At 66.4% G+C, this 12,415-nt stretch carries 14 protein-coding genes, 1 other RNA gene and 1 pseudogene; 10 read left to right on the forward strand and 6 right to left on the reverse strand.

All coding sequences use genetic code 11. The features are described 5' to 3' along the window. From B2W70_RS03405 to B2W70_RS03420, 4 genes are all read left to right on the forward strand, one after another. The coding region (locus B2W70_RS03405; RefSeq protein ID WP_286742872.1) for a M48 family metallopeptidase at positions 1-1,214 on the forward strand (1,214 nt) is incomplete at its 5' end. Positions 1,215-1,224: 10 nt separating this feature from the next. Next, a complete protein-coding gene (locus B2W70_RS03410) occupies positions 1,225-1,593 on the forward strand; it encodes a 4a-hydroxytetrahydrobiopterin dehydratase (protein WP_286742874.1) in 369 nt (122 codons plus the stop codon). Continuing rightward, complete coding sequence (gene rsgA, locus B2W70_RS03415; protein ID WP_286742876.1) at positions 1,590-2,561, forward strand: ribosome small subunit-dependent GTPase A; 972 nt, start codon at positions 1,590-1,592, stop codon at positions 2,559-2,561. Before B2W70_RS03410 ends, rsgA begins: the two co-directional genes overlap by 4 nt. Positions 2,562-2,568: 7 nt before the next feature. Then, on the forward strand, positions 2,569-2,832 hold the full coding sequence (locus B2W70_RS03420) for a hypothetical protein (RefSeq protein ID WP_286742877.1): 264 nt from the start codon (positions 2,569-2,571) through the stop codon (positions 2,830-2,832). A gap of 15 nt (positions 2,833-2,847) precedes the next feature. Here B2W70_RS03420 and B2W70_RS03425 read toward each other — a convergent pair whose 3' ends face one another. The 6 genes from B2W70_RS03425 to rpsP all read right to left on the reverse strand — a co-directional run bounded on the left by B2W70_RS03425 (position 2,848) and on the right by rpsP (position 6,916). Next, on the reverse strand, positions 2,848-3,840 hold the full coding sequence (locus tag B2W70_RS03425; protein WP_286742878.1) for a CobD/CbiB family protein: 993 nt from the start codon (positions 3,838-3,840) through the stop codon (positions 2,848-2,850). A gap of 77 nt (positions 3,841-3,917) precedes the next feature. Further along, positions 3,918-4,607, reverse strand: a complete 690-nt coding sequence (locus B2W70_RS03430; RefSeq protein ID WP_058088039.1) for a CoA pyrophosphatase — start codon at positions 4,605-4,607, stop codon at positions 3,918-3,920. 73 nt (positions 4,608-4,680) lie between these two features. Further along, positions 4,681-5,037, reverse strand: coding sequence for a 50S ribosomal protein L19 (gene rplS, locus B2W70_RS03435; protein WP_058088201.1), 357 nt, complete (start codon positions 5,035-5,037; stop codon positions 4,681-4,683). Between the two features lie 110 nt (positions 5,038-5,147). Then, on the reverse strand, positions 5,148-5,924 hold the full coding sequence (trmD, locus tag B2W70_RS03440) for a tRNA (guanosine(37)-N1)-methyltransferase TrmD (RefSeq protein WP_058088040.1): 777 nt from the start codon (positions 5,922-5,924) through the stop codon (positions 5,148-5,150). A gap of 55 nt (positions 5,925-5,979) precedes the next feature. Continuing rightward, on the reverse strand, positions 5,980-6,648 hold the full coding sequence (gene rimM / locus B2W70_RS03445) for a ribosome maturation factor RimM (RefSeq protein WP_058088041.1): 669 nt from the start codon (positions 6,646-6,648) through the stop codon (positions 5,980-5,982). A gap of 10 nt (positions 6,649-6,658) precedes the next feature. Next, positions 6,659-6,916, reverse strand: coding sequence for a 30S ribosomal protein S16 (gene rpsP, locus B2W70_RS03450; RefSeq protein WP_058088042.1), 258 nt, complete (start codon positions 6,914-6,916; stop codon positions 6,659-6,661). A gap of 315 nt (positions 6,917-7,231) precedes the next feature. Between rpsP and B2W70_RS03455 the strand changes: the two genes are divergently transcribed. From B2W70_RS03455 to aroB, 6 genes and pseudogenes are all read left to right on the forward strand, one after another. After that, on the forward strand, positions 7,232-7,702 hold the full coding sequence (locus tag B2W70_RS03455) for a hypothetical protein (protein WP_058088043.1): 471 nt from the start codon (positions 7,232-7,234) through the stop codon (positions 7,700-7,702). Between the two features lie 53 nt (positions 7,703-7,755). Beyond that, the gene (locus tag B2W70_RS03460; RefSeq protein ID WP_286742885.1) at positions 7,756-8,883 is read left to right on the forward strand and encodes an AIR synthase-related protein; all 1,128 of its coding nucleotides are present in this window, start codon (positions 7,756-7,758) and stop codon (positions 8,881-8,883) included. 153 nt (positions 8,884-9,036) lie between these two features. After that, positions 9,037-10,593 (forward strand): methyl-accepting chemotaxis protein, encoded by a 1,557-nt coding sequence (locus B2W70_RS03465; RefSeq protein WP_286742887.1) that lies wholly within the window; start codon positions 9,037-9,039, stop codon positions 10,591-10,593. A 44-nt stretch (positions 10,594-10,637) separates the two neighbouring features. Further along, a complete protein-coding gene (locus B2W70_RS03470; protein ID WP_286742890.1) occupies positions 10,638-11,219 on the forward strand; it encodes a chalcone isomerase family protein in 582 nt (193 codons plus the stop codon). Between the two features lie 83 nt (positions 11,220-11,302). Beyond that, positions 11,303-11,401: signal recognition particle sRNA small type (gene ffs / locus B2W70_RS03475), an RNA gene on the forward strand. A 92-nt stretch (positions 11,402-11,493) separates the two neighbouring features. Next, positions 11,494-12,415: pseudogene (gene aroB, locus B2W70_RS03480) on the forward strand (3-dehydroquinate synthase); the annotation flags it as partial.

A 12,415-nucleotide genomic window follows, 5' to 3' on the forward strand; every position in this document is an offset into this window, starting at 1 on the left:
CCCGCCACGTCGCCCGCCACCGCGAAGCCGTGCCCCAGCCCTTCAGCGGCAACATCACCTTGCGCAGCCACCAGCGCGCCGCCGACTACACGCTCGACAAGCTGCGATTCGGCATGGTGAGCACCCTGGTGGGCACCGCCGTGCTGCTGGGATGGACCCTGCTCGGCGGGCTCGACGCCCTCAACACCACCCTGCGCGACTGGCTGCTGCCGGTGGGCGGTGGCGAGCGCGCTCACCCACTGGTCTACCAATTGACGCTGCTGGGCGCCTTCACGCTGATCTCTGCCCTGGTCGACCTGCCCCTGGAAGCCTGGCACACCTTCCGCATCGAGCAACGCCACGGCTTCAACCGCATGAAGTGGCCGATTTGGGTGGGCGACCAGCTCCGCCAGGGCGTGGTCGGCGTGGTCATCGGCGCGCCCATCGCAGCCCTCATCCTGTGGCTCATGGGCGCCGCTGGCGACGCCTGGTGGCTGTGGGCCTGGGGTGCCTGGGTGGGCTTTGCCCTGCTGATGATGATCGTCTTCCCCATCTTCATCGCCCCGCTGTTCAACAAGTTCGAGCCCCTGAAAGACCAGGCCCTGGCCGAGCGCGTGAAGGCCCTGATGGACCGCTGCGGCTTCACCGCCAAGGGCTTCTTCGTGATGGACGGCAGCCGCCGCTCGGCCCACGCCAACGCCTACTTCACCGGCCTGGGCCAGGGCAAGCGCGTCGTGTTCTACGACACCCTGCTGAGCAAGCTCAGCCATGGCGAGGTCGAAGCCGTGCTGGCCCACGAACTCGGTCACTTCAAGCACCGCCACGTGCTCAAGCGCATGGTCATGATGTTCGGCCTGAGCCTGCTGGCTTTTGCGCTGCTGGGCTGGCTCTCGCGCCAGGCCGACTTCTACCTGGGCCTGGGCGTGAGCCCCAACCTCAACGCGCCCAATGACGCGCTGGCGCTGCTGCTGCTCATGCTGGCGCTGCCGCCTTTTGCCTTCTTCATCGTGCCGCTGATGTCGGGCTTCTCGCGCCGCGACGAATACGAGGCCGACGCCTACGCCTGCGCTCAGTCCGATGGTCGAGACCTCGCCAACGCCCTGGTCAAGCTCTACCAGGACAACGCATCGACGCTCACCCCCGACCCGCTGTACGTGCGCTTTCACTACTCGCACCCGCCAGCACTCGAGCGACTGGCCGCCATGCGCGCCATCTCTGCCCCCACACCCGCGTGAGGACCCTGCCATGACATCCAGCCTCCCGCACCCGACCGGCCCGGCGAACACGCCTCTGTGCGCTCAACGCTGCAGCCACCAAACCGGCCCGGCCCTGACCGACGAACAAGCGGCCAGGCTGCTCGAGCAACTGACCGCCTGGACCATCGAGCGCGAAGGCGACGCCGTGGTCCTGACCCGCACCCACAGCTTCCCCGACTTTCACCGCACCATGGCCTTTGTCAACGCCGTCGCCTGGATCGCTCACGAGCAAGACCACCACCCCGACCTGCTGGTGGCCTACAGCCGCTGCACCGTGAACTGGTCCACCCACTCGGTCGGCGGCCTGTCGATCAACGACTTCATCTGCGCGGCACGGGTCGACGCCCTGCTCGCATGAAGCGCACACACGGCAGCGGCCGCCCCGCGCGCAGCAAGGACAAAGCCCCCAACACCGAAGGCACCGAAAGCGGCTTGGTCGTGGCCACCCACGGACGCCACGTCGTCGTCGAGAACCCCGATGGCGAGCGGCTGATCTGCCACCCCCGTGGCAAAAAGAGCGAAGCCGTGGTCGGCGACCGCGTGCGCTGGCAACACATCGAAGGCGGCGACGAAGGCGTCATCGTCGCGGTCGACGAACGCCGCAACCTGCTGTGGCGCCAGGATGAATGGCGCAGCAAGTCCTTCGCGGCCAACCTCGACCAGTTGCTGATGTGGATCGCGGTGGAGCCCGTCTTCAGCGAGATGCAGCTCACGCGGGCCCTGATTGCCGCCCGTTCGGCCGACATCCCCGTGACCATCGTGCTCAACAAGGTGGACCTGCCCGGCGCAGACACCGCGCGCCAGCGCCTGGCGCCCTACCGAGCCATGGGCTACAACGTGGTCGAGCTGTCCCTCAAGGACAAGGGCCAAGGCGAAGGCGATGCCGCCCGCGAACAGGTGCTGCCCATGCTGCAAGGCAAGGCCTCGCTGGTGCTGGGCCCATCGGGTGCCGGCAAGAGCACGCTGATCAACACCCTGCTGCCCGACGCCCGCGCCGAAGTCGGCGAGATCTCCCAAGCGCTCAACTCGGGCCGCCACACCACGACCTCCAGCCTCTGGTACTGGCTCGACGACACGCGCACCAGCGCCGTCATCGACTCGCCAGGCTTTCAGGAATTCGGCCTGCACCACATCCCGCCGACCGAGCTCGTGCGCCTGATGCCCGACCTGGCCGCCCACTTCGCCGACTGCCGCTTCCACAACTGCACGCACCGGCAAGAGCCCGGCTGCGCCGTGCGCGCAGCGGTCGATCGCGGCGAAATCAGTCCCATCCGCCTGAGCCTGTACACCGACCTCTTCGAAGAACTGAGCCAGCCTCGCTGGTGACCGACGCATGACCGATCGCCTCTCAGCCCTGCCCGCCACGCTCGACGCCTTCCGCCATGGGCAACTGCCGCTCTCCGAGCTGACCCGCACCTGGCGCGAAGCCGCACAAGGCCACCAGCCCGCGCTGCCGCAGCGCTACCAGGACGTGCTCGAGCGCGTGCTCAGCCAACTCGAAAGCGCCGCCCTGTTCACAGAAGAAAGTTGCTCGTTCAGCCAAGGCGACATGGTCGATGCCCTGAGCGACTGGCTGACGCGCGCCCGCGCGCTCTGATCGTCACGCCGGGCGTCAACCCACCAGGTTGGCCAGCGACAGCAGCGCCAGCAGCAGCATCCACAGCACCACCGAACGCCAGATCAGGCCCACGACGCTTCGCAGGTGCGCGAGCATCGGCGTCGAGCCCTGCGTGCTGCCCTGGGCCTCGATGACATCGGGCGAATCGCCCTGGCTCATGGTTCGGCTGACATCGGGCGAGCCCGACACCGGGGCCACTTGCCCGCCCAGGCGCACACCCAGCGCCCCCGAGGCAGAAGACAGGATCGCACCTTCATTGCGGCGCACCCACAAAGCGGCGTGGCGCCGCCAAGCGTCGATGGCGTCCTCGAAGTTGCCCACCACCGCAAAGCCAAAGGCCGTCATGCGCGCCGGCACGTGGTCCAGCCAGGTGAACAAGGTCTGGGACAGGTTCATCAGCCTGTCGTGCGTGGGCGTGCCCGTCACGCGGCTGCGGTAGGCCCAGTAGCGGCTGGCGAACTCGGAGAGTCGGTAAAGCACCGCGCCAGCCGGGCCCAGGCCGACGGTCGACAACGCCACGAACCAGAAGAACACACCGAAGACGTGGCGATGGGCCGCCAGCAGCGAGTACTCCAGCACGTGGCGCAGGATCTCCGTGCGCGGCAGCTCGCTGGCGTCCAGGTTCTGCCAATGCGCAAGCAGCTCGCGGGCACGGTCTTCACGGCCCGCCTCCAGCGCATCGCGGATGTCGGTGAAATGGTGGCTGAACTGGCGGAAACCCAGCGTGAAATACAGCACCGCCACGTCGAAGATCAGCGACAGCACCGTGCTGTAGCGGTCGATGAAAAAGTAGCTCAGGGCCACCAGCGAGGCGGGCGCCAGCACCGTGATGGCCCAAACCACGCGAGCGTGCACGTCGGCACCGGCGTCGAAATTGCGACCAGCCCAACGCACCCAGGCCGCCAGCGCGTGGTGGATGGGGTTGAGGTTGGACAAGGGCTTGAGCTGCTCCGCCAGCAAGGCGAAGAGCACGGCAAAAAAGCTCATGCGCCGATGATAGCGGTGGTGCTGTGACCCAACCCGATCAAATCCCGTGTAATTGCCCCCGGGGCGCCGTGCCGGGCTCAGGCCGAGAGGAAGCGGTATAAATTTCGCAACATCGCCGCTGTCGCACCCCATATGAAGTACTCCTTGTCGGGCTGCGGCGACCAGGGCATGGCAAAGAAGTCCAACTGCGTGCCCGACATGTCGAAGGCGCGGCGCTGGTGGTGGCGGGGGTCCATCAGGAAGTCCAGCGGCACCTCGAAGGCCTCGGCCACCTCGCCCGGGTCGGGCCGCATGATCAGGCCCTCGTGCTCACCCGCTTGCGGCGTGATCAGGCCCACCACCGGCGTGACGATGAAGCCGGTGCCGGTCGTGTACGTGGGCAGGCTGCCCAGCACCTCGATGCGCTCGGGCTCCAGCCCCACCTCTTCGTGTGCTTCGCGCAGGGCTGCTGCCACCGGATTCAGGTCGGTGGGCTCCATGCGCCCCCCCGGGAAGCTGATCTGCCCAGCGTGTTTTTTCAGGTGTGCAGTGCGCTGGGTCAGCAGCACCGAAGCGCGTTCACGCATGACCAGCGGCACCAGCACCGCCGCCTGAACCGGGTCGGGCGCCCGATACCACTTCTCGACCTCGATGTCTGGCTGCCAGATCGGTGGTGACGCAAAGCGCGCGCTCAAAGCCTGACGCGAGAATCGATCAGGCGAGACGGGAGGCAGGTGAAGGTCGTGCCCGAGCAACTCGGCGGCACGCGGGTCGATGGTGAGGGCCATGCGCCAATGATAAAAGCCGCCGTCGCGTGAGCGAGGGCGGCTTGAGCAGTGATGACTGCGAAAGAGGACCAGCTTACGCGAGCTTCTCTTTGATGCGTGCCGACTTGCCCGAACGCTGGCGCAGGTAGTACAGCTTGGCGCGGCGGACGTCACCGCGGCGCTTGACTTCGATCGAAGCGATCAGCGGGCTGTACAGCTGGAACGTGCGCTCCACGCCTTCGCCGCTGGAGATCTTGCGGACGATGAAGCTGGAGTTCAGGCCACGGTTGCGCTTGGCAATGACCACGCCTTCGTAGGCCTGGACACGCTTGCGGGTGCCTTCGACCACGTTGACGGACACGATCACGGTGTCGCCAGGGGCGAAAGAGGGAATGGTCTTGTTCAGACGAGCGATTTCTTCTTGCTCGAGCTGCTGGATGATGTTGGACATCAAAGGCTCCTTGATGATCATGCCCGCGCGTTGAAAAATTGGCGCCAAGTGCACGCCCCTTTGCAAGAGCGGCCCCAGCAAAGCCGGGCAGAGGATCGGAAAACCGCAGATTATAGCGTCAAACTGCGGAGAAAGTCTTCATCTTTTTTCGACAGCTCGCCACGCACCCTGGCCGCCTCGATCAGCTCTGGCCGGCGACGCGCGGTCAACGCCAGTTGCTGCTCGCGACGCCAGCGTGCGATCTGCGCATGGTGGCCCGACATGAGCACCGGCGGCACGGCCTGATCGGCAGCGCCCTCGGCGCCCGGCAACACCTCGGGGCGGCTGTAATGCGGGCAGTCCAGCAGGCCATCCGAGAAGCTGTCCTGCTCGTGCGAGGCAGCGTCGTGCAACACGCCGGGCTGCAGGCGCGCCACCGCATCGATCAGCGTCAGCGCGGGCAACTCACCGCCCGAGAGCACGTAGTCACCCAGGCTGAGTTCTTCGTCCACGTGGGCATCGATGAAACGCTGGTCCACGCCTTCGTAGCGGCCGCACACCAGCACAGCGCCAGGGCTGGCGGCCAATTGCTGCACGCGCTTTTGCGTCAGGCGCGGCCCGGCCGGGCTGAACCAGATCACCGGCAGGCGCTCGCCACGCTGCTCGACCTGCTGCGCACGGATGGCGCCCAGGCAGCGCACCAGGGGCTCGACCAGCATCACCATGCCTGGTCCACCACCGAATGGCCGGTCATCGACCCGGCGGTAAACACCCTCGGCGTGATCGCGAAGCTGCCACAGGCGCAGGTCCACCTGGCCTGACTCGAAGGCGCGCCGCGCCACCCCGGCCTGCTGAAAGGGCACGAACAACTCGGGAAACAGCGTGATGACGTCGAAGCGAACGGCCATGGACAAACTCCCAAGCTCAGCGCAGCCCTTGGGCGCTGGTCACCCGTGCAGGTGATCAGTAATCGAGGCCCCAATCGGCCACGATGAGCTTGTCGGCCAGGCTGACGCTCACGATGTAGGCCGACACGAAGGGGATCAGGCGCTCGGCAGGCTTGCCATCGGCGCCTTCGTGCTCGCAACGCAGCACGCTTTGGGGCCCGGTGTCGAGCAGGTCGATCACGCGGCCGAGGGACTCGCCTTGCGGGTTGCGCACATCCAGGCCAATCAGGTCGACCCAATAGAACTCACCCTCGTCGGGCGTGGGGAAGGCCGAGCGCGAAACAAAAACGCGAGCGCCCTTGAGCGCTTCGGCGGCGTTGCGGTCGACCAGGTCATCGGCGGTGACGACCACGACATCGCCCTGCTCGCGGGCCGTCTTGACCTGCAGGAAACGAGGGCGAGCCAGCTTGGCCGCGCCCGCGGAGGTCACGGCACCTGCGGCCTTCGTGGCCTGGGCAGCTGGTGAAGCACCGGGGCGAACCACAGCACCCGCGCTGGCTTCAGCGGGGCGCAGGAACCATTTCTTCGTGCAGAAGAGGGCCTGGGGGTCGGATGAAAAGGGCTGCACCTTGATGCCGCCCTTGACGCCCCAGGCGTCGACGACGCGCCCCACTTCCACCGCGTCTTCGGGCCAGACGACTCCGTCGTCCAGCACCAGCGGTGTGCTCGGGGCGCGATCCGTCATGCCTGATCGATCAGGCGGCGGGCTGGGCCTTGCCGGCTTCGCGCAGCAGGCGGGTCACGGCGGCGGAGGGCTGAGCGCCGCTTTCCACCCAGTGGTTCACGCGGTCGAGCGACAGGCGCAGGGTTTCGGCCTTGCCGGAAGCCACGGGGTTGTAAAAGCCCACGCGCTCCAGGAAGCGACCGTCACGACGGTTCTTCTGTTCAGCAACGACGATGTTGTAGAAAGGGCGCTTCTTGGAGCCGCCACGTGCAAGTCGAATCACGACCATGGTGTGTCCTTCAGATCAGTTGGGCGGCCACCTCGCCCGGGAGACACTCGGGGATCGGCAGCCAAAGCCGGCACGCTGCAACCCTTCGACTCATCGGGGGGATCAGGCCTGCCGGCGGTTGATTTTTCGGCGGCACGATTAGATACGCGCAGGCCGGCTGCTGCGGCAAAAACAAGCCTTGCCAAGCATCAACCAGCCCAGCTCGGGCCGCAAAACCTCGGATTATAGTCTGACGACACGAGATTGCGCAAAAAACTGCACCTCGCCCCCTGACAGCACCGACTCTCGACAGCTCGCTGCAAACACCTCCAGCCCATGGCGACCTCTCCCTCGACACGCGCGCCCCGCTCCAAGACCCTGGCCACCTGGCTGGCGCTGCTCGGCGGCCCCCTGGGCCTGCACCGCTTTTACCTGCACGGCCTGGGCGACCTGCTGGGCTGGCTGCTGCCCGTGCCCACGGCCATCGGGCTGTGGGGCCTCAACCGGGTGGCCGAGTTCGGCCAGGACGACCACTTGTCCTGGGCGCTGATCCCGGTGCTGGGCTTCACCGTGGCGGCCACCATGCTGCAAGCCATCCTCTACGGGCTGACCCCGGACGAGCGCTGGAACGCCCGCCACAACCCCGGCACGCCTGCCTCGCAAGCGCCGCAAGCCGGGTGGCTGACGGTGATCGGCATCGCCCTGGCGCTGCTGATCGGCGCTGGCGTGCTGATGGCCACCATCGCCTTTTCCGGACAGCGTTACTTCGAACTCCAGATCGAGGAGGCGCGCAAACTCAGCCAGTGAGCCCTGGCCTGCACGATAATTACGGGTTTTCCGCTCCACGACGACGCCCGCCCATGACCGCCGCCACGCCCCCGAACCAGAACGCGCCCCTGACGTACGACCAGGCCGGCGTCAACTACGATCTGATCGACCCGCTGAAGGTGGCGGCACAGCGCGCAGCGGCAGCCACCGGCACCCACCTGGCCAGCCACGGCTTCAGCGAAGTGTTGGCCTCGCGTGGCGAATCGGCCTACGTGGTTGACGTGGGCCCGATGTACCTGGCCTCCATCGTCGAGTGCCTGGGCACCAAGACGCTGGTGGCCGACGAGATGGCCACCCTGACGGGCAAAAGTTACTACGACGGCATCGCGCAGGACACCATCGCCATGGCGGTCAACGACCTGATCACCGTGGGCGCCACGCCCCTGGTGGTTCAGGCCTACTGGGCCGCTGGCGGCTCCGACTGGTTCGGCGACAAGGTGCGCGCCAACGCCCTGGTGGCCGGCTGGAAGAAGGCCTGCGAGGTCTGCAACGTGGCCTGGGGCGGCGGCGAGACCCCGGCCCTGGCCGGCATCGTGGCCGATGGCCGCGTGGACCTGGCCGCATCGTGCACCGGCATCATCAGCCCCAAGACCCGACTGTCGGTGGGCGACAACCTGGGCGCGGGCGACGCCATCGTCTTCCTGGCCTCCAGCGGCATCCACGCCAACGGCCTGTCGCTGGCGCGCAAGCTGGCCGAGCGCCTGCCCCAGGGCTACCTGACCGACATCGGCAACGGGCAAAGCTACGGTGAGGCCCTGCTGGCGCCCACCACGCTGTACTCGCCGGTCACCGAGGCCATGGCCGCCGAGGGCATCATCCCGAACTACTGCGCCAACGTGACGGGCCACGGCTGGCGCAAGCTGCTGCGCCACCCCAAGCAGCTGACCTACCGCATCACCGCCGTGCCACCCAAGACGCCGGTGCTGGCCTTCATGCAGAAGGAATGCGGCCTGGACGACCACGAGGCTTACGGCACGCTGAACATGGGTGCGGGCTTTGCGCTGTACGTGGCGGCCGAGCAGGCCGAGCGCGTGGTCGCGATCTCGAAGTCACTGGGCATCGACGCCTGGGTGGCCGGCCGCGTGGAAGACGGCCCCAAGCAGGTCGTCATCGAGCCGCTGGGTGTGACCTACGGCGCAGAGGAGCTGCAACTGCGCTGACGCCACCCGAGGGGCAACCCTCGGTGTGCATTCAGTTTGCCCCTGAACCGCCGATAAGGCGCTCATCCGTGATGGATTTCACCGGCTTTGCTTCAGGCAAAAGGGTGACGATCCGTCGGGGAGAGCGCCTTTCGCATTTCCTGGGCAAACCACATGATCAACATCCGCAACATCCGCATTGGTCAACGACTGACGATCGGCTTCGGCCTCGTGATCGCCCTGATGGTGTTGTTGGCTGGCCTGGCCCTGACCCGCATCCAGGGCCTGAGCCACGAGACCACGGAGATCGTGCACGGCACCTACCCTCAAACGGTGACCGCCAATCGGATGAAGGCCCACCTCAACGAAATCTCGCGCAGCATGCTCAGCGTGCTGGTGATGAGCGACGACGAGCAGATCAAGGGTGAGCTGGCCAACATCGCCAAGTACGAAAAGCTCAATGTCGAGCTGGCGGCCGAGGTCGAGAAGGCCCTGACCGACGAAGCCGACAAGGAACTGCTGGCCAACCTGACCAAGTTCCGCGAACGCTCGAACAAGGCCCAAAAGGCGTTCGTGGACCTGGTTCAGGCAGGTCAGAAAGACGAGGCCCTGACCAAGTTCCTGTTCTCGGTGCGTTCGATGCACACCAAGTACTTCGACGCGCTGGAGCAACTCAACACGCGCCAGAACGGCCTGATGGAGGCAGCCGGCGCTCGCTCCGCAGAAACCGCCCGCAACACCACCGTGTTCATCCTGGGCTTGGCTGGTGCCATCGTTGCCGTCAGCGTCGGTGTGGCCTTGTTCTCGACCCGCAGCATCACCCGCCCCCTGACGCGCGCCGTGTCGCTGGCCAAGCAAGTGGCGGCCGGTGACCTGAGCGCCTCGATCCAGAGCGAGAGCCAGGACGAGACGGGCGAGCTGATGCGCGCCCTCGACGAGATGAACCGCAGCCTGCAGCGCATCGTCGGTGACGTGCGCCAGGGCACCGTCGCCATCGCATCGGCGTCATCTGAAATCGCTTCGGGCAACTCGGATTTGTCGGTGCGCACCGAGGAGCAAGCCTCGTCGCTGGCCCACACCTCTTCGGCCATGAACGAGCTGACCCGCATCGTGCGCCAGAACGCCGAGAGCGCCAGCGAAGCCAACCAGCTCGCCTCCACGGCGTCGCAGGTGGCGGCACAAGGCGGTCAGGTCGTGGCCCAGGTGGTCGACACCATGGGAGCGATCAACGCCTCGTCACGCAAGATCGTCGACATCATCAGCGTGATCGACGGCATCGCATTCCAGACCAACATCCTGGCGCTGAACGCCGCCGTTGAAGCCGCTCGCGCTGGCGAGCAAGGGCGTGGCTTCGCTGTGGTGGCAGGCGAGGTGCGCACGCTGGCACAGCGCTCGGCCACCGCCGCCAAGGAAATCAAGTCGCTGATCAACGAGTCGGTGGACAAGGTCGAGCAAGGCAGCAAGCTGGTCAGCGACGCTGGCCAGACCATGGACAACGTGGTCTCGAGCGTGCAGCGCGTGACCGACATCATTGGCGAGATCACCGCCGCCTCTCGCTCGCAAAGCGACGGCATCGAAGAGGTCACCCGAAGCATCCAGAAGATGGATGGCGTGACGCAACAGAACGCCGCCCTGGTCGAGCAAGCCGCTGCGGCCGCCGAATCCATGCAGAACCAGGCACACAACCTGGCTGCGGTGGTCAGCGTGTTCAAGCTGGATTCGAACGCCTGACGCTCCCCCCTGACCCGCGTGTATCGATCGCAAAGGAACCCACCATGAAAGCCCGACTCTCTGCCCTGATGACCGCCGCCGCCCTGACGTTCGGTGCCTTGCCCGCTGCCCAGGCGGTCCAGGTCCAGGGCGCCAACATCGAAGACTCCGCCACCGTGGCAGGCAAGACCCTGGTGCTCAATGGCGCTGGCGCCCGCATCAAGGCCGTCTTCAAGGTTTACGCCATCGGCCTGTACCTGACCGAAAAGAAGAGCACGCCAGCGGATGTGCTGGCCCTGAGCGGCCCCAAGCGCTTCAAGATCGTCTTCCTGCGCGAGCTGACCTCCGATGAATTCGGCCAGGCCTTCCTCACCGGCATCAACAAGAACCTGGAAAAAGACGAGAAGACCAAGTTCGTCAACCAGATCACCAAGTTCGGCGACCTGTTCACCGAGTTCGAAGGTGTGAAAAAGGGCGACGTGATCATCGGCGACTACAACCCGGCCAATGGCACCACCATCTCGCTGAACGGCAAGCAACTGGGCTCCACCTTGCCTGATGTGGGCTTCTACAACGCCATCCTGCGCATCTGGATCGGCGCCAACCCTGCCGACAACCTGCTCAAGCCCGCGCTGCTGGGCGAGTGATGCCTCCGATGGTCACCCACCTGGGGTGACGCAAAGTTGCCCACGAGGCCCGCATGTGTCGGGCCTCGCGTACAATGGTCGGTGACGGGCCTCCCTGCATGGAGGCGCGGCCAACCGGGTCAGATCGGGAACGAAGCAGCCCTAACCGTTTGCCGCCAGTGCCAGGGTCAAGGCTCGTCACCCTTTTCACCTCATGGATGCCCCTCGCATCGCGGCCAGGTCCGAACTTTGCGCAAACGTTCGGGGCACCTGTTGACGACACCGCAGCGACCCGATGGCACCCGCTTCCCCCTCCGCCCCGTCCCCCGCACGCCTGAGCGACGCAGGTCACACCCTGGTGCCCATCGACCTGGGTGATCGCAGCTACGACATCCTGATCGGCGGTGGGCTGCTGAAGGCCGAGAGCTTCGCCGGGCTGCCCAAGTCGTCCAAGGCCCTGATCGTCACTAACACCACGGTCGGGCCGCTCTACACGGCCAAGCTGCGCGCGGCGATCGCCCCTCTGCACAAAGAGGTGCTGGACGTCGAGCTGCCCGATGGCGAGCAGTTCAAAGACTGGCCCGCGCTCAACCAGGTCTTCACCAAGTTGCTGGAAGAGGCCGCCGACCGCAAGACGGTGCTGTACGCGCTGGGCGGCGGCGTGGTGGGCGACATGACCGGGTTTGCTGCGGCCTGCTACATGCGTGGCGTGCCCTTCGTGCAGGTGCCGACCACGCTGCTGGCGCAGGTCGATTCGAGCGTGGGTGGCAAGACGGCCATCAACCACCCTGCCGGCAAGAACATGATCGGCGCCTTCTACCAGCCGCTGCGCGTGGTCTGCGACCTCGACACGCTGGATACCCTGCCCCAGCGCGAGTTGCTGGCCGGCTTGGCCGAGGTCATCAAGTACGGCCCGATCGCCGACGCCGAATTCCTCACCTGGCTCGAAGCCAACCTGGACAAGCTGCTGGCGCGCGACCGCGAAGCGCTGATCCACGCCGTGCGCCGCTCGTGCGAGATCAAGGCCTGGGTGGTCGGCCAGGACGAGAAGGAGTCGGGCCTGCGCGCCATCCTGAACTACGGTCACACCTTCGGCCACGCGATCGAGGCGGGCCTGGGCTACGGCGAGTGGCTGCACGGTGAGGCGGTGGGCTGCGGCATGGTGATGGCGGCCGATCTGTCGGCTCGCCTGGGCCTGATCGACGCCGACACCGCGG

Source organism: Aquabacterium sp. UBA2148 (assembly GCF_002328915.1).
Taxonomy (GTDB): domain Bacteria; phylum Pseudomonadota; class Gammaproteobacteria; order Burkholderiales; family Burkholderiaceae_C; genus Aquabacterium; species Aquabacterium parvum.